Here is a 16,823-nt window from a genome sequence, read left to right as displayed (position 1 = left end):
TCCGGACCATAACCACAACATGAACGAAGACATCCTGATCAACATCACACCGCAGGAGACCCGGGTTGGAATCGTTCAGCAGGGTGCGGTCCAGGAGCTCCACGTAGAGCGCACGCTGTCGCGCGGACGCGTCGGCAATGTGTATCTCGGCAAGGTCGTCCGTGTGTTGCCGGGCATGCAATCCGCCTTTATCGATATCGGGCTCGAGCGGGCCGCGTTTCTCCACGTCGCCGATATCTGGCATCCGCGTGTACCCGGCGAATCGCATAATGCCCCGCTTCAACCGATCGAGAAGACGGTCTTTGACGGGCAAACCCTGATGGTTCAGGTCATCAAGGATCCTATCGGCACCAAAGGCGCGCGGCTGTCGACACAGATCAGCATCGCGGGCCGTACGCTGGTGTATTTGCCGCAGGAGCCGCATATCGGCATTTCGCAGAAGATCGAAAGCGAGGCGGATCGCGAAGCCGTGCGTGCGCGGCTGACATCCGTGTTGCCGTCCGACGAGAAGGGCGGCTACATCGTGCGCACGATCGCCGAGGACTCGTCGAGCGAAGAGCTTGGCAACGACGTCGCGTACCTGCGCAAGACGTGGGCGACGATCCAGAGTCAGGCGCTGCGCGTGCCGGCGCCGTCCGTGCTCTATGAAGACCTCAATCTGGCTCAGCGCGTCTTGCGTGACTTTGTCAGCGATGAAACGACGAAGGTGCTGGTCGACTCGCGCGAGACGTTCCAGAAGCTCGTCGACTTCGCCACGCAGTTCACTCCGGCGGTGAACCCGAAGCTCCATCACTATGTTGGCGAGCGGCCGCTTTTCGATCTGTACAACATCGAAGGCGAAATCGAGCGGGCGCTCTCGCGTCGCGTCGATCTCAAGTCGGGTGGTTATCTGATGATCGACCAGACCGAGGCGATGACGACGATCGACGTCAATACGGGTGGCTATGTCGGTGCGCGCAACTTCGACGACACGATCTTCAAGACCAATCTTGAAGCTGCACATACGATCGCGCGGCAACTGCGTCTGCGCAATCTCGGCGGCATCATCATCATCGACTTTATCGATATGGAGAATGCCGAGCACCGCGATCAGGTGCTGAGCGAACTCAAGAAAGCGCTATCGCGCGATCGCACGCGTGTGACGGTCAATGGCTTCTCGCAGCTGGGGCTGGTCGAGATGACGCGCAAGCGGACGCGCGAATCGTTGGCGCACGTGCTGTGCGAACCGTGCCCTGTGTGCCTCGGCAAGGGCCAGGTCAAAACGCCACGCACGGTGTGCTATGACGTGCTGCGCGAAATCCTGCGCGAATCGCGGCAGTTCAACCCGCGTGAGTTCCGCGTGGTCGCTTCACAGGCGGTCATCGATTTATTCCTCGAAGAAGAGTCGCAGCATCTGGCGATGCTCTGCGATTTCATCGGCAAGCCCGTCTCGCTTCAGGTTGAGAATAATCTGAGCCAGGAGCAGTACGACATTGTGCTGATGTGATCCACTTGCGTCACTCGGCATGGCACAGCTCAACCGAACGTGCGGCGCGATGAAGCCGCATTGAGCTGTCCGGCGTCGGAATGCTTTCTCTCGCAGGCGCGTCTGGCTGCTTCCCGCCCGGACGACTCGTGCGATCGTGTGCAAAAATCCGACCAGCGTCGCGCCGGGCTTTTCCCCTGCGCGGCCCTCTCGATGGACATTCACATTACGATTGAAGGCCGGCGCGATCTGACCGGGCAGCTCTATCGGCAGCTGCGTACCGGCATTCTCGACGGCCGTCTGCCAGCAGGCGAGCGCTTGCCCTCGACGCGCGACCTTGCACTCCAGCTCGGCGTGTCGCGCAAGACGACGCTCGAAGTGTTCGAGCGACTCGGTGCGGAGGGGTATCTGATTTCCCGTCCGGGTGACGGCACGTTCGTCGCCGATGGCCTGATGCGCTTGCCGTCGAAAGGCGACCGCATTGTCGTCGGCGAACGCGGTGAGCGTGGAGACAGAAGCGAACGGGGTGAGCGGCACGAACGTGGTCATGGGCACGAGCGCGGCCATGGGCAAGGGCACGGTCTCGCCGGGACTCCCGGCGACTTTGGTCTGCGCCACAAGGTCGTGCTGCCGCGCCCGCTGCCGATCTGGGATACGTTTCCCGACGTGCGCACGCTGCCGCATGCGACCGAAGGCATGGAGTACGACTTCGTCGGTGGCGTGACCGACAAGACACAGTTTCCGTTCGACGTATGGCGGCGTTGCGTCAATCACGCACTCCGTATTCAGGCGCGCGGCGTGGGCGCGTACCACGAGACAGCCGGTGAGTCCGAGTTGCGTCTCGCCGTCGCACGCTATCTGGCCTATAGCAGAGCGGTCGCGACCGATGAGGAAGGCGTGTTCGTCACGCACGGTGCGCAGCAGGCGATCGATCTGCTGGCCCGCGTGATGATCCGGCCCGGCGACATCGTGGCCGTTGAGGATCCGGGCTATCCGCCCGTTCGTGCGTGCCTGGGGGCCTTGGGCGCTCGCGTCGTCGACGTGCCTGTCGACGAGCACGGTCTCGTCGTCGCGAAGCTACCCGACGAAGCGCGCATCGTCTACGTGACGCCGTCGCATCAGTTTCCGATGGGCATGCCGATGAGCCTCGAGCGTCGCGTCGAGCTGCTCGAATGGGCGCAGCAACGCGGCGCACTGATCATCGAAGACGACTACGACGGCGAGTTCCGCTTTGAAGGGCGTCCGATGGAATCGCTCAAGAGCCTCGATCAAGCCGGGCTCGTCGCGTACGTCGGGACGTTTTCAAAGACGATCTTTCCGGAATTGCGAATCGGCTACTTCGTCCCGCCGGTATCGCTGATCGAAGCGCTTCAAAAGGCCAAGCAGCTCAACGACCGGCATAGTTGCTCGATGACGCAGTCGGCCCTCGCGCAGTTCATGCTTGAAGGCGACTTCGCCAAGCACCTGCGTCGTGTGCACAAGCGCTATGCGGCGCGCAGAGACATGCTGCTCAAACATTTACGCGGAGACCTCGCGCGCTGGTTCGAACCGGTGGTGCCCGTGGCTGGCATCCATATGGTGGCGCTGATCAGGCCCCCGATTGACGAAGCGTTGATCGTGGCTGCTGCGCGCGAGGTGAAAGTCGGTCTTTACGGTCTTTCGGGCTTTTACCAGAAGGCTCCGCCGCGGCGCGGACTACTCTTCGGATATGGTGGCATTGAGGCCGACAGCATCGATATCGGACTGGACCGGCTCGCTTCGGTGATGCGCTCGCTCGCACCGTAGGCGGCATCGCAACGTGCTGAGGCGGTCAGCTTGCAAAACAAAACGGTCGTGGCACCGAAGTCCCACGACCGTTTCTTTACCTCTGTTCGCGCCTCGCAGCGGCGCTACACCACCTTAAGCCTCGACCGTCTCCGGCTGATGCTCGTTGATGAAATCGCGAATCTGCGGATAGATGATGTTGCGCCAGCGGCGACCCGAGAAGATCCCGTAGTGCCCGCATTTCTCGGCCGTAAAGTGACGGCGTGACGCTTCCGGGATGCTCGTGCAAAGCTCATGCGCTGCACGTGTCTGCCCGTCGCCCGAAATATCGTCGAGTTCGCCTTCGATCGTGAAGAGTGCGGTTCTCGTGATGTCCTGCGGACGCACGGGCTCGCCTTCGACGACCCAGGTGCCTTCGGCCAGGCTGAATTCCTGGAACACGATCCGGATCGTCTCGAGGTAGTACTCGGCTGCCATGTCGAGCACGGAGTTGTACTCGTCGTAGAAGCGGCGATGCTGGTCGGCGTCTTCTTCGTCGCCGCGGATCAGGTTCTCGTAGAACTCCCAGTGCGCGGACAGATGGCGCTCCGGATTCATCGCGACGAAGCCCGCGTGCTGGAGGAAGCCCGGATAGACCTTGCGGCCCACACCCGGATAGTTCGACGGCACCGTGTAGATCACGTTGTTCTCGAACCATTCATACGAATGCTTGGTTGCGAGCGAGTTGACCGAGGTCGGGCTCTTGCGTGCGTCGATCGGGCCACCCATCATCGTCATCGTGCGCGGCGTGACTTCACCGCGGCTGGCCATCAGCGAAATCGCGGCAAGCACGGGCACCGTCGGCTGGCACACCGAAATGACGTGCAGGTCCTTCGCACCGATATGGCGGATGAAGTCCTGGATGTAGGCGATGTAATCGTCGAGGTGGAACGCACCCTCGTCGAACGGCACCATGCGCGCGTCGATCCAGTCGGTGATGTAGACCTTGTGGTCTTGCAGCAGCGTGCGGACCGTGTCGCGCAGCAGCGTCGAGTGGTGACCCGACAGCGGTGCGCAGACGAGCACGACCGGCTCGTCCTTCATGACCTTCACTTCCTTCGCGTCGTCGGAATAACGCTTGAAGCGAAGCAGGCGGCAAAACGGCTTTTCGACGATCGACTGTTCGACGATCGGAATGCTCAGGCCGTCTTTCTCGATCGCCCGGATATCGAATTCGGGTTTTTCATAGTCCTTGCCGAGCCGGTACATCAGCTCATAGCCGGCAGCGAGGCGCGACGCGCCCGGGACGTAAGCGAGGGGGCTGGCCGGATTGACGAACGACTTGGAAGCCGCCTCCGCCCATGCGGTGATCGGCCCCCAGAACGCGCGTTGTATTTCGTGAAGTTGGTAAAGCATCGGCGCTTCCTGGTCTCAGGGTCGGCAGCGGTTCGACCACCGGCCTTTTTCAACAAAATCAAAGTGTTGCACAGTGCACAAAAAGGTATTGCCGCTGCGCTGCAGCAAAATTCGGACTGCGCGATGAATGTATCACTAATATATGAACACCCATCATTCCGGACAAACCCTTGTGCCGCGGGGCAGCAACCGTGAAACCTGTTTAACGGCATATAGTTGCACAGATTGAGCCCTGGCGTGTGTCGTTGAAATGACGCAGTGCGCCATGTGGTTTCAAGGCCGGACGCCGCTGACCCGCGCTTTACTTTGTCCTGTGTTGGAGTAGGGGCCGACGCCGGCCTATGCCGCCGCCTCGCTCGCAGGTTGTCCCGCGTCGCGCGCCATCTCCTGTTCGTGCCGCATGAGGTTCAGTCCCGTGTGGATCAATGCAACGTGCGAGAACGCCTGCGGGAAATTGCCGACCTGGCGTTGACGGACCACGTCGTACTCCTCGGCCAGCAGACCCACATCGTTGCGCAGCGCGAGCAGCCGTCCGTAAAGTTCGTGCGCTTCGTCGCGCCGGCCGATCAGTGCGAGGTTGTCGGCCATCCAGAAGCTGCAGGCGAGGAACGTGCCTTCGCCCGGGGGCAGACCATCGGCCGTATGCTCGGTGCGGTACCGCAGCACAAGACCGCCGTCGGTGAGGTTGCGCTCGATCGCCTCGATGGTGCTGCGCATGCGCGGATCGGTCGCGGGCAGGAAGCCGAGCAAAGACATCAGCAGCACGCTGGCGTCGAGATTGTTGCCGCCATAGGACTGCGTGAACGCTTGCAGTTTCGGATTCCAGGCCTTCGTGCAGACATCGTCGTGGATGCGCGCGCGCAGGGTGCGCCATTCATCGAGCGGCCCTTCGACGCCAAAACGTTCGATCGATTTGATCGCGCGATCCACTGCCACCCACGCCATGACCTTCGAGAACGTGAAGTGCTGACGGCCGCCGCGCACTTCCCAGATGCCTTCGTCGGGCTGGGTCCAGATTTTGGAGAGGTGGTCGACGAGCGAGTTCTGAATCGGCCACGATGCTTCGTCGGCAGGCAAACCACCCGCACGCGCGACGAACAGCGCATTCATCACTTCGCCGTAGACGTCGAGCTGAAGTTGATCGACAGCCTGATTGCCGATGCGCACAGGCTGCGAGTTCTCGTAACCGGGGAGCCAGGGCACTTCCCACTCGGGAAGGCGGCGTTCGCCGGCGAGTCCGTACATGATGCGTAACTGATCGGGCGAGCCCGCGATGGCACGAGCGAGCCAGTCGCGCCACTTGCCGGCCTCGTCGTAGTACCCGCAGCGCATCAGCGCGAGCAAGGTGATCGTGGCGTCGCGCAGCCACGTGTAGCGGTAGTCCCAGTTCCGGGTGCCGCCGATCGCTTCGGGCAGGGAGGTCGTCGGCGCCGCGACGATGCCGCCGGTGGGCTCATAGGCCAGGGCCTTCAGCGTGATGACGGAGCGCTGAACGGGGTCGGCATACCGGCCGGTGACCGTGCTGCGGCCCGACCATTCGCGCCAGTAATTCTCCGTCTTAGCAAGCGCGTTGCGTGCGTTGCCAGCGGGCGGCAACGCCTGGTGCGACGGCGTGTAGGCCAGCGTGAACGGCACCGCCTGGCCCTCGTCGACACGGAAGTGCGCTTCGGTATGCAAATTGACGCCGACCAGTTCGACCGGTGTGCGGAGTGTGACCATATCGGGGCCGGCAATCGCGCGCAGGCCTGAACCATCGGGCAATTGCGTGACCCATGGCACTGCGGCGCCATAGTCGAAACGCAATGCCATTTCCATCTTCATGTCGACCGATCCGCGTTTGCCGAACACGATGCGGATCAATTCCGACCATCCGTTGCGCAAGGGCATGAAGTCGACGACCGTCACGCAACCGGTCGACGTCTCGTAGTCGGTTTCGAGAATCAGCGTGCCCTCGCGATAGCGGCGGGTCACGCGCGCGGAGCCTTCCGCCGGGGTCAGAAGCCACCGACCGTGGTCGGGGCTGCCGAGCAGCGCCGCAAAACAGGCGGCTGAATCAAACCGCGGCCAGCAGAGCCAGTCGACGGAACCGTCTCGCGCAACGAGGGCGGCGGTATGGCCGTCCCCAATCAACGCGTAGTCTTCGATACGTGAAGGCATGGCAATAATTTCTGTTTCAAGGCGCGACCGACAGAGTCTCGCACTGGGGTTTATCACGGAACATCGATACTAACGAGAACTCCAATCGTTTGCGCGCCAGACATATCCGCAAATGGGCCATAGCGTCATTTTGACCGCTCGAAAAAACAGCTCGGGGATGCGTCGATATGCCGCATTTAAAGGTCGTTCAAGCGTAGCAAATACGCTTGCTTTCGTTTTTTCGCTGATTAGAATCAGGGTTCCGGGTGCGGTGATGCGCGCGCCGAGCACGCGTCGGTGACGCGCGTATCGATGTGGTCCTCGGCAAGCGCAGTAGCCCTAGCAGAAACCCGCGCAAGAACCCGCGCCATAGCGTACGTGAGTCGCGCCGTGCGCTAGCTGAACGATTGTCCACTTCATGTTGGGAGAGTTCATGCTTATGCCATCCAAATCCGACTGCATTGCCATCCTCACCGCTGCCGAGCGCGTCGCGAATTCGGAAGACGTGGTGCGGCTGAGTTACGAAAATCTGGGTCTCTCGCGCAATCGACTTGATGCGACGGCGACGTTTCTGATGGAGCGCGGTTGCTTCAAGCGTTGCAGCGGCGGCCATGGTAGCTACGAGGTGGGCGGCCTTTCGCTGCAAGGCAAGCTTCGGCTCGATCAGCTTGTACATGGGTGAATCGACGATCGGTGCGCGCACCGACCGTCTGCGGTGAACGATCTCAAAGACACCGCGCAGGCGTCGTCGCCGGCGCGGTGTATCTGCTGTATCCACGCAAAGTCGCATGCAAGCGCGTGCAAGCGCATTCAACACGACGCGCGTTTGCCCGTGCGTCTTCAGAAGTGCATGCCTCCCACTCCGAAGAGCCCGATCACGCCGATGATGATCAGGTATAGCGCAACGATATAGTTGAGCAGGCTCGGTACGATCAGAATCAGAATGCCGGCGATCAGCGAAACCAGCGGGCCGAGACTCAGCGTGACGTTCATGGCGACTCCTTTATGTGAAAGGGGGTGCGAGGATAGTGCGGCTATCGCGAGTCACACAGCAAATGGCATACCCGAGGCGCTCGAATGTCATCGATGAGCGTGAATGCTGAGTGTGGACGCTGGGTGCGGCGAATTTGCGGCCAATTGGTTTGACCCGATGCGTGTGGCCGATGATGGCCGATGGGTGTGCACGCACGGTGTAGAGCTCGGGGGTGCCGGGTACACCGGATCTCAGAACTTCATGCTGAATGTCGCGACGTACTCATTGCCCGTCGGGCTGCTGTGCGCCACGCTCATGTCGTGCTCGAAGCCGAGATAGGCGTTGACCGATGCGCCGACCCGAAGCGACACGCCGCCCCCGACGCGCATGAAATGACCTGCGGCCGCCGAAGCGAAATCGACCCCGCCTGCGACGATACGATTCCCGCCCAGCAGCTCATTCGCGTAGTCGATCGACACGAACGGCGCGATCGCCATCGACTTGCCTGCGACGCTGACATCCCATTGATGCTGCATGCGCACCCCGACATCGGCAACGAGGCTGTTGCTGCTGCCCGGATCGCTTTGAACCTGATCGATGTCGACCATCGAATTGAAGCCGACGTGCTGGAACGTCAGAGACGCACGGGGTTCGAACGTCGTCGCGGCCTCGGCATGCAATGGCATGCCGGCCTGAAGCGATGCGACCACGGACCGGCCGACCGTTTCACCGACGCGCCCGCGCTGCTGCGTGTCGAATGTCACGTTGTCGTAGAAGATGCCTTCGACGACGCTGTCGACATAGGCCCCATTGGGCGCCCGATAGGTCGAGGCGAGGCCTAGCGATGTGGCGTCGAAATGCGTGCTCGCCTGATTGACGACAACCTGCGACGTCGAACCGCCCTGACTGAGCACGACATCGACATGCAGGCGATCGCCGGCTTCGAGCAGGTTCGGGATCACGACCCCCGCGCCCGTTTCGGCGAACCAGAGATGCTGGTCGTAGGAGGCTTGCACGCCGCTGCCGATATTCGCGCGCCAGTCCTTCGCTCTTGTGAAGATCTCGGGCGAGATTACGTCGATGCCGTCTTCACCGGCGGGTGCGAGGTCGCCGACGCGCTTGTGGTACTCATCAGCCAGTGCGAGACCATAGGCGATGGCGCCGGTTGGCAGTGCCTGATAAACGGGAACCTGGGGCACGACAACGGGGCTGCCCGGGGCTTCGCCGTTCGGGCCGACCCCCACGGGGACGCCAGCCGGCGCTGACGGATCTGAACCCGATAGCACCGTGACGGTCTGCAGCCGGTAGTCGGCGTAGCTGGCGAGTCCGGCGGCGACGAGTTGCGGATCCATGCTTCCGGGCGCGGCTCTACCGGCGCCGAACGCAAACAGCCGGTATTGATACGGTCCTCCGGCGACGTAGCCGCCCGCGAGCGTGAGTGCTGTGCTTGCTGAAGCGGGACCTGCCTGCACGACCGAGATGCCGTCGGTTGCGTGATTGCCAGTCTGTGCACCGACGCTACCTGCGAGCGGCGTGACGACCAGTTGCGACGTGCCGAGGAGCGTTCCTGCGACGAGCAACCGATCGGTCGTCTGGTTGCCGTCGCCCGCGGCGTTGAGCACGCTCCGAATCGCAATCTGCCCGTTGTTACCCGTGTAGTTCCCGGCGATCGTCAGCGCGCTGGTCGATGCGGGAGTCGTCGCGAGCGAGGGCAGCACGGCCGGATCGCCCGGTGCAACGATGCCATTGTTGATAACGTCGCCCGCGAGGCTTCCACGCCCGGCCAGCGTCGCACCGGACGCCACCACGATCGTGCCTGACGCGAGTGTGCTGTCGACCTCGAGCATCCCCGCGCTGACCGTGGTTGCACCGGTGTACGCCTGCGGCGTCGCGAACACGGTCGTGCCCGGGCCTGCCTGAACTACGGTGCCGGTACCCGAAATTGTCGGGGCGAAAGCGAACGTGTCGCTGCGATCGACCACGAAGGTGCCGCTGTCGGCGACGTTGCTGGTGATCGACCCGGTCGTGCCGCCGTTGCCGAGCGCAAGCGTGCTGCCCGCCATGACCGTCGTCGTGCCCGTGTACGTGTTGTCGGCCGTCAGCGCGATCGTGCCCGAGCCGGCCTGGACCACGCTGCCCGAGCCGGAGATCGTATTCGCCTCGACATGGGCGTCGCTGCGATTGAAGACCAGCGTCGCGTTGTTGACGATATCGCCGCCCACATCGCCCGATGCACCGCCCGCGCCGAGTTGCAACGTCCCTGCGCTGATTGTCGTGACGCCCGAGTTCGTGTTGTCCGCGGTCAGGATGGTGGTGCCGGTGCCGGCTTGCGTGACGGTGCCCGAGCCTGAAATGTGTCCGCCGTACGTCCAGACGTCGTTTCGGTCGAAGACGAGTGCGCTGTTGTTCAGGATGTCGCCAGCGACCGATCCCGATGATCCACCCGTACCGAGCGAGAGCGTGCCGGCCGCAATGGTGGTGAGCCCCGTATAGGTGTTGTTCGCGGTCAGCGACAACGTGCCGGTGCCCGACTGCGTGACCGTTCCCGCGCCCGAGATCGTGCCCACATACGTCGTGGCGTCGCTGCGATTGAAGGTCAGTGCCGCGTTATCGACGACGTCCCCGGAGATGGAGCCTGTTGTGCCGCCATTGCCGACTTGCAGCGTGCCCGCCGTGATCTGCGTCGTGCCGGTCACCGCATCGCTGCCCGTGAGGATCGTGGTGCCCGTGCCGGCCTGGATGAGGGTGCCGGTGCCGGTGATCGTCCCCGCATAGGTTGCGGCGTCGCTGCGATCGAAGATCAATGTTCCGGCGTCGGCGACATCGCCGGCGAGGCTCCCCGACGTGCCGCCATTGCCGATTTGCAGCGCACCGGCGCTGATGGTTGTCACCCCTGAGTACGTATTGTTGCCGGCGAGCACGAGGGTGCCCGTGCCGGACTTGGTCAGCGTGCCTGTGCCGGTGACGACGCCGTCGAATTCGCTGTCGACGTTCGACTGGGTCGTCAGCGACGCCGAGCCGAGTGTGATCGCGCCCGTGCTGAGCCCGTACAGGCTGCCGACAGCCTGGTTCGTGTTGTTCAGGTTGAACGTGCCATCGACCTGCATCGAAGTGGCGGCGCCGATCGCATTCGCGGCGTCGGTACGCAGCGTAGCGCCGTTCTGCACATCGATCGAAGTGGTCGTGCCGAGAGCATTGGCGACGCTCGCGACAAGCAGGCCGCTCGCCACAGTGGTCGAACCGGTAAACGTGTTGACCTTTGTCAGCGTCAGCGTGCCCGTGCCGTCCTTCATGATGGAGCCGGTGCCCGACACCACGCCTGCGTAAGTGCTGCCTGCAGTCTCGTTGAAGTCCACGAGCCCGTTGTCGACGACGATCGCCGACATGTCGCTGCCCGGACCCATCAGCACCGCCCCTGTCTCGACGGTCATGGACGCCGTGGACGCGAGGCTCGCCGCGCCAAGCTGCAGCGTGCCGGCTGCCACGTCGATCGTCGCACCCGCGGCCGCGGCGGACGTCGGCACCAGTTTCCAGAGGCCCGTGCCGGTCTTCGTAATCTGGCTGAACGTCGACAACGAACTCGACCAGGACCCGGTGCTGCCGCTCGCGCCGGTGAGTGTCAGATGGTTGGTCGTACCGCCAAACGTCGATGCTGCACCGAAGGTGGCGGTCGCATCGAGCGAAAGAGCGGTGGAGCCCGCCGACAGGTTGAGCGTGCCCGTGGACGAGCCTGCGCCCAGCGTCACCGTGCTGCCGCTGCCGGCGGTCAGCGTGCCGGTGATCTTGCCGTTGTTCGTGACCGCGCTGGTGGCGCCTGCGCTGACCGACCCCGTGACGGTGCCCGAATTCGTGACCGTGCTGGAGGCACCTGCCGTGACCGTCCCGGTGACCGTGCCGCTATTCGAGACCGTGCTCGATGCACCCGCTGTTACTGCGCCCGTGATCGTGCCGCCGTTGTTGGCGATGGAGCTCGACGTGCTCGCACTGATCGCGCCCGTGACCGTGCCCGTGTTCGTGAATGTGAGCGCACCGCTGATACTGATCGCGGTCGTTTTGCCACTCAACGTTCCGTTGTTGACAACCGTGTTCGGACCGCCCCCGTCGAACCAGATCGCCGCAGCGTTCTTCGCGACGATCGATCCGTTGTTCGTGATGGTGTTGTTGGTGCCCTGGGGGTTGATCGCCTCGGCGCTCGCTTGCGTACCGTTCGACTGTACCGATGCGCCCGCATCGATAACGAGCTGATTGCCCGAGCCGAACTCGATCGTGTTGCCGCCCTTGTTGAAGCTGCCGGCTGCGCTGACCGCGACGTTCGACACGGTCGAATTCGCGCCGATCTCGATGTAGTTGTTGTCCTGTGCCGTGATCGCATTCTGATCGGCGTCGACAAGCGAGCCGGTCGTCGACCCCGACGGGGTGCCGATATAGATGGACTCGTTGTCGTTCGCCGCACCTTTGCCGCCGCCTACCGTCGCCGTGTTGGTGTTCAGGCAGGTGGTCGTCGACCCCACGGTCGTGCATGCGGCCCAGCTGACCGGCGCATACGCGCCGAGCGCCGTCGTCATCACGCAGATCGCGCGCAGCCTTGGGTGATGGCGTCGAACGGCACTCGAATCTGGCGGGGACGGTGGAGCATCCTGCCGCGCTCTCGCCCTGGCCGGATGGTCATGCGTGCTCGATCCGTCGGACGGAACAGCCGCATACGCCCCGAGTGTCGCACCGTCCGCGTGTGCCACGGCGTGCGTATTCCTGATGCGCATTGAATGGTGATGTTCGACTGCTGCGCGTTTTATAGGGAGGCTGTCTGGTGGTGATCCACGAAGGGCGGTCTAGTCCCATCGTCCTGTTGGATTCAGCCTCGCGGCGATTCTCGCACGGGGTTTTTCACGCATTCAAGACGGTGAAATTGCTATCTCAAGTCGTTGAAAATCATGCCGTTAAGACTTGGTCATTTGAAAATGCAGTGGTTTCGAACGTGAAAAAGCAGCGCCAAAAAGGAAAAGGCCCGCATTTTCATGCGGGCCTTTTCCTTGAATTTTTTGGCTCCCCGACCTGGGCTCGAACCAGGGACCTACGGATTAACAGTCCGGCGCTCTACCAACTGAGCTATCGGGGAACAGCAATGTGTTGATGTGGATTAAATGCTCGTGATGCCAATCCAGACGGTTCCGGATTCGATATCACCGACATTCAAAAACATCGGATTCCTGCATTAAGGCGGATTGAGTCAAAGACTCATCTCTCACCCTAAAACACAAAAGGCCAACACTTTCGTGCTGGCCTTTTGCTTTGAAGCTTTTGGCTCCCCGACCTGGGCTCGAACCAGGGACCTACGGATTAACAGTCCGGCGCTCTACCAACTGAGCTATCGGGGAACAGCAGAGAAACGAGATTCTATGGAGTGGGTACTATGCTGTCAAGCGCTTGGTGCGCCTTTTTTTGGTTTTTCCCGGCTCGTATCGACCTGGCATCTTCGATGCGTGCTGACGCGCCACACCTTGCCGTTCGCGATCGAGTCGATCGAGCGAATACGGACCAGGCAGGCGAACCGATCAGCGTACGAGCAGGTCCAGCTTGTCCTTCACATCCTTGAATTCTTCGGCTTCGGGCAGCGCGGGCTTCGTCTTTGTGATGCTCGGCCAGTTCTTCGCCAGATCAGCATTGAGCGTGATGAACGCTTGCTGGTCACCCGGAACATCCTCTTCGGCGTAGATCGCATTGACCGGGCACTCGGCCACGCAGACAGCGCAGTCGATGCACTCGTCCGGGTCGATCGCCAGGAAGTTCGGGCCTTCGCGGAAGCAATCCACCGGGCATACATCGACGCAATCGGTATAGCGGCATTTGATGCAGCTTTCGGTCACAACGTGAGTCATGCAAACTCCTGCAAAACGGTAGGCGCCGTCAACGGCATTTCGCGAAAACCGACATTGTAGCCCAGACGCCTCTCCCGGTCCCCGCGCTGAGTGCCCGGATTTTATACAGTTTCGTGATTTGTTTATTGAACCGAGGGGGTGCTGCGAGGGCGGCGGCGGCCCAGGCGTCGGGTGCCCCGTCGCTGAGGGTCCTTTCGGTTACTATGGTCGGCGCTTCCGTTCAGGTCCGACTTGCGTCCCATGATCATTACTTCGCTGCTCGATACCGATCTTTACAAGTTCACGATGATGCAGGTGGTCCTGCATCACTTTCCGGCCGCTCAGGCCGAGTACGCGTTCCGGTGCCGCACGCCCGACGTGAACCTCGTGCCGTATATCGAAGAGATCCGCGAAGAGATTCGTGGCCTGTGCACGCTTCGGTTCAGCGAGCCCGAACTCGACTACCTGCGCTCGTGGCGCTTCATGAAGTCGGACTTCATCGACTTTCTCGAGCTCTTTCATCTGAACGAACGGCATATCGAAGTGACGCCGTCGCCGAAGAACAACGGCGAAATCGACATCCATATTCGTGGTCCCTGGTTGCACACGATCCTGTTCGAAGTCCCGGTGCTCGCGATCGTCAACGAGGTGTATTTCCGCAATACACAGACGGCCCCTGACTACGCTGAAGGGCGCGACCGCGCCGCCGAAAAGATCCGCCTGCTGTCGGCAAGCTCTGACAATGTCGAATGCCGGATCGCCGACTACGGCACGCGCCGGCGCTTCTCGAAGCGCTGGCACGAGGAAGTCGTGCTGATGCTCAAGGATTCGCTGCGCGGTCAGTTCGCGGGCACGAGCAATGTGTTCTTCGCCTACAAGCATGGCCTGACACCCCTCGGAACGATGGCCCACGAATATCTGCAGGCGTGTCAGGCCCTCGGCCCGCGGCTGCGTGATTCGCAGATCTTCGGGTTCGAGATGTGGGCCAAGGAATATCGGGGCGACCTCGGAATCGCGCTGTCAGATGTGTACGGCATGAAGGCGTTTCTGCGCGACTTCGATATGTATTTCTGCAAGCTGTTCGACGGCGCACGCCATGATTCCGGCGATCCGTTCGAGTGGGGCGAGCGCCTGATCCGGCACTGGGAAGACAATCGCTGCGATCCATTGACCAAAGTCATGGTGTTCTCGGATGCGCTCGACATTCCGAAAGTGTTGCAGCTCTACGAACGCTTCCGCGGACGCACCAAGCTCGCATTCGGCGTTGGGACAAATCTGACCAACGACCTGGGTTATACGCCGCTGCAGATCGTCATCAAGATGGTCCGCTGCAATGGCCAGCCCGTCGCCAAGCTCAGCGATTCGCCGGGCAAGAATATGTGCGACGACAAGAACTATCTGGCCTATCTGCGCCAGGTGTTCGAAATCGAGCAGGGTGTCGGCGAGTAGTGGAGGGGGATTGGACCGATACATGCGGTCCGCGATACGACCCGTGCCAGGGCCTGGGCTAAGGCCCGTGCTGAGCTCCGAGATGCACCGAATGAGGAATTTTCGGATACGCGTCGGCCATTGGGATGACTGGTCCGCGCGGTCGGCGGTGGTTACTCTGGCGGTCACTAAGTCGACGCACAGAGGTATCGATTGAACGCTTTATTCGCGTTTGCACACCGGATACGAGTCCCACGCGTGGAGGGCGCGCAAGTCGCCCTCTTCGTGCTGGGTTGTCTTGTCATGATGTTCGGACAGCACGCCGATGCGGCATCGCATATGGCATCGCAAGTGACATCCGAAGGTGACGCGGCATCGATGGTTGACGCCGTGGCGCACGGTCTCGATGGTGCCAGGTTGCCGTTGCTGGCTGGCCTTCCGTTCGCGGGCATGCTGTTGTCGATCGCGCTGTTCCCGATTTGCGCATCGCGGTTCTGGCATCACCACTACGGAAAAATCTCGGCATTCTGGGCGCTGGCCTTTCTGGTCCCGTTGGTCGCGACCGCGGGATGGCACACGGGCATCGAAACCGTCTCGCACGCGTTGTTTGCGGAGTATGTGCCGTTTATCGTTTTGCTGACCGCCCTCTACGTCGTCGCGGGGGGCATTGGCGTACGCGGGAATCTGCACGGCACACCCGCACTGAATACGGTGATGCTTGCGATCGGTACGGCCCTCGCAAGTATCATGGGGACGACGGGCGCTGCGATGCTCATGATCCGTCCCGTGCTGCGCGCCAACGATCACCGTCGCCATCGCGTGCACGTCGTGGTCTTCTTTATCTTTCTCGTCGCCAACGCCGGCGGCGCCTTGACGCCGCTGGGCGATCCGCCGCTGTTCCTCGGATTCCTGAATGGCGTGACCTTCGGCTGGACCGCGGTGCATCTCGCGTTGCCGCTGCTCGCAGTGACGATCGTGTTGCTGGCGATTTTCTACGCGCTCGACACGTGGTTTTATCGTTCACGCGAAGAGGAACGCACAGCGTTTCTCGATCCGACGCCTGACACGCATGCCGTCAGGCTTGAGGGAAAGCGCAATATCCCATTGCTCGTACTGATCAGCGGGGCGGTGCTGATGAGCGGAATCTGGCGGCCCGGGATCGTCTTCAACATCCTTGGCACCGGCGTCGAACTGCAGAACCTCGTGCGCGATGGCGTGCTGATCGTGATCACGGTGCTGTCGCTTGCCATGACGCCGCGGCGTGTTCGCGAACACAATGCCTTCGACTGGGCACCGATCGAAGAGGTCGCGAAATTGTTTGCCGCGATCTTCCTGACGATTTCGCCGGTCATCGCGATCTTGCGCGCCGGTGAGCAGGGCGGTCTCGCTTCGGTGATTCACCTGGTCAACGATGCGCAGGGCGAACCGGTCAACATCATGTTTTTCTGGGTCACGGGGCTGCTGTCATCGTTTCTCGACAATGCGCCGACGTATCTCGTGTTCTTCAATATCGCGGGCGGTGATGCGCAACACTTGATGACCGAGGGGGCCCGGACGCTGGCGGCCATCTCGGCCGGTGCCGTGTTCATGGGTGCCAACACGTATATCGGCAATGCCCCGAATTTCATGATCAAGTCGATCGCGCAGTCGCGAGGTGTGCGGATGCCGGGGTTCTTTGGCTACATGATGTGGTCTGGCGCTATCCTGTTGCCTGTTTTTGTGCTGATGAGCGTGGTGTTTTTTCGATAACCGGACGGTGTGACGGCGAACCGCCATGACGATGTGCGCCGCGACGTCCCTTCAGAAG

General features: G+C 61.9%; 10 protein-coding genes and 2 tRNA genes. 5 read left to right on the top strand and 7 right to left on the bottom strand.

The features are described 5' to 3' along the window. Positions 1-19 precede the first annotated feature (19 nt). Both rng and ACMFWR_RS14965 read left to right on the top strand, forming a co-directional pair. Positions 20-1,486, top strand: a complete 1,467-nt coding sequence (gene rng, locus ACMFWR_RS14970) for a ribonuclease G (RefSeq protein ID WP_413192396.1) — start codon at positions 20-22, stop codon at positions 1,484-1,486. Between the two features lie 192 nt (positions 1,487-1,678). Next, positions 1,679-3,250, top strand: a complete 1,572-nt coding sequence (locus ACMFWR_RS14965) for a PLP-dependent aminotransferase family protein (RefSeq protein WP_413192395.1) — start codon at positions 1,679-1,681, stop codon at positions 3,248-3,250. A gap of 114 nt (positions 3,251-3,364) precedes the next feature. On the opposite strand, the gene ACMFWR_RS14960 is transcribed toward ACMFWR_RS14965, so the two are convergent. Further along, positions 3,365-4,624: a polyhydroxyalkanoate depolymerase gene (locus ACMFWR_RS14960; protein ID WP_413192394.1), complete on the bottom strand. Its 1,260-nt coding sequence runs from the start codon at positions 4,622-4,624 to the stop codon at positions 3,365-3,367. Positions 4,625-4,963: 339 nt separating this feature from the next. Continuing rightward, positions 4,964-6,781 (bottom strand): glycoside hydrolase family 15 protein, encoded by a 1,818-nt coding sequence (locus ACMFWR_RS14955; protein ID WP_413192393.1) that lies wholly within the window; start codon positions 6,779-6,781, stop codon positions 4,964-4,966. 412 nt (positions 6,782-7,193) lie between these two features. Here ACMFWR_RS14955 and ACMFWR_RS14950 point away from each other — a divergent pair, with 412 nt between their 5' ends. Beyond that, positions 7,194-7,442: a hypothetical protein gene (locus tag ACMFWR_RS14950; RefSeq protein WP_413194919.1), complete on the top strand. Its 249-nt coding sequence runs from the start codon at positions 7,194-7,196 to the stop codon at positions 7,440-7,442. A 158-nt stretch (positions 7,443-7,600) separates the two neighbouring features. Here the strand turns inward: ACMFWR_RS14950 and ACMFWR_RS14945 are convergent, their stop codons facing one another. From ACMFWR_RS14945 to fdxA, 5 genes are all read right to left on the bottom strand, one after another. After that, positions 7,601-7,753: a DUF3096 domain-containing protein gene (locus ACMFWR_RS14945; protein ID WP_413192392.1), complete on the bottom strand. Its 153-nt coding sequence runs from the start codon at positions 7,751-7,753 to the stop codon at positions 7,601-7,603. Between the two features lie 231 nt (positions 7,754-7,984). After that, the gene (locus ACMFWR_RS14940) at positions 7,985-12,298 is read right to left on the bottom strand and encodes an autotransporter-associated beta strand repeat-containing protein (RefSeq protein WP_413192391.1); all 4,314 of its coding nucleotides are present in this window, start codon (positions 12,296-12,298) and stop codon (positions 7,985-7,987) included. Between the two features lie 475 nt (positions 12,299-12,773). Continuing rightward, positions 12,774-12,849, bottom strand: a tRNA-Asn gene (locus ACMFWR_RS14935). Positions 12,850-13,032: 183 nt separating this feature from the next. Next, positions 13,033-13,108, bottom strand: a tRNA-Asn gene (locus ACMFWR_RS14930). Between the two features lie 177 nt (positions 13,109-13,285). Beyond that, on the bottom strand, positions 13,286-13,609 hold the full coding sequence (gene fdxA / locus ACMFWR_RS14925; protein WP_413192390.1) for a ferredoxin FdxA: 324 nt from the start codon (positions 13,607-13,609) through the stop codon (positions 13,286-13,288). Between the two features lie 240 nt (positions 13,610-13,849). On the opposite strand from fdxA, the gene pncB reads away from it, so the two are divergent. Both pncB and ACMFWR_RS14915 read left to right on the top strand, forming a co-directional pair. Next, the gene (pncB, locus tag ACMFWR_RS14920) at positions 13,850-15,037 is read left to right on the top strand and encodes a nicotinate phosphoribosyltransferase (protein ID WP_413192389.1); all 1,188 of its coding nucleotides are present in this window, start codon (positions 13,850-13,852) and stop codon (positions 15,035-15,037) included. 318 nt (positions 15,038-15,355) lie between these two features. Next, the gene (locus tag ACMFWR_RS14915; protein ID WP_413194918.1) at positions 15,356-16,765 is read left to right on the top strand and encodes a sodium:proton antiporter; all 1,410 of its coding nucleotides are present in this window, start codon (positions 15,356-15,358) and stop codon (positions 16,763-16,765) included. The last annotated feature ends 58 nt before the right edge of the window (positions 16,766-16,823 follow it).

The sequence above is a fragment of the Pararobbsia alpina genome (assembly GCF_965118125.1).
GTDB classification, from domain to species: domain Bacteria; phylum Pseudomonadota; class Gammaproteobacteria; order Burkholderiales; family Burkholderiaceae; genus Pararobbsia; species Pararobbsia alpina_A.
This window is presented reverse-complemented; position numbering and strand designations above follow the sequence as displayed.

Excerpts from the sequence above, each read along its gene's own strand:
- ACMFWR_RS14915 (WP_413194918.1), top strand. The coding sequence starts at position 15,356 with ATGGCATCGCAAGTGACATCCGAAGGTGACGCGGCATCGATGGTTGAC.
- fdxA (WP_413192390.1), bottom strand. The coding sequence starts at position 13,609 with ATGACTCACGTTGTGACCGAAAGCTGCATCAAATGCCGCTATACCGAT.
- ACMFWR_RS14940 (WP_413192391.1), bottom strand. The coding sequence starts at position 12,298 with ATGACGACGGCGCTCGGCGCGTATGCGCCGGTCAGCTGGGCCGCATGC.
- ACMFWR_RS14960 (WP_413192394.1), bottom strand. The coding sequence starts at position 4,624 with ATGCTTTACCAACTTCACGAAATACAACGCGCGTTCTGGGGGCCGATC.
- ACMFWR_RS14945 (WP_413192392.1), bottom strand. The coding sequence starts at position 7,753 with ATGAACGTCACGCTGAGTCTCGGCCCGCTGGTTTCGCTGATCGCCGGC.
- ACMFWR_RS14955 (WP_413192393.1), bottom strand. The coding sequence starts at position 6,781 with ATGCCTTCACGTATCGAAGACTACGCGTTGATTGGGGACGGCCATACC.
- ACMFWR_RS14965 (WP_413192395.1), top strand. The coding sequence starts at position 1,679 with ATGGACATTCACATTACGATTGAAGGCCGGCGCGATCTGACCGGGCAG.
- pncB (WP_413192389.1), top strand. The coding sequence starts at position 13,850 with ATGATCATTACTTCGCTGCTCGATACCGATCTTTACAAGTTCACGATG.
- ACMFWR_RS14950 (WP_413194919.1), top strand. The coding sequence starts at position 7,194 with ATGCTTATGCCATCCAAATCCGACTGCATTGCCATCCTCACCGCTGCC.
- rng (WP_413192396.1), top strand. The coding sequence starts at position 20 with ATGAACGAAGACATCCTGATCAACATCACACCGCAGGAGACCCGGGTT.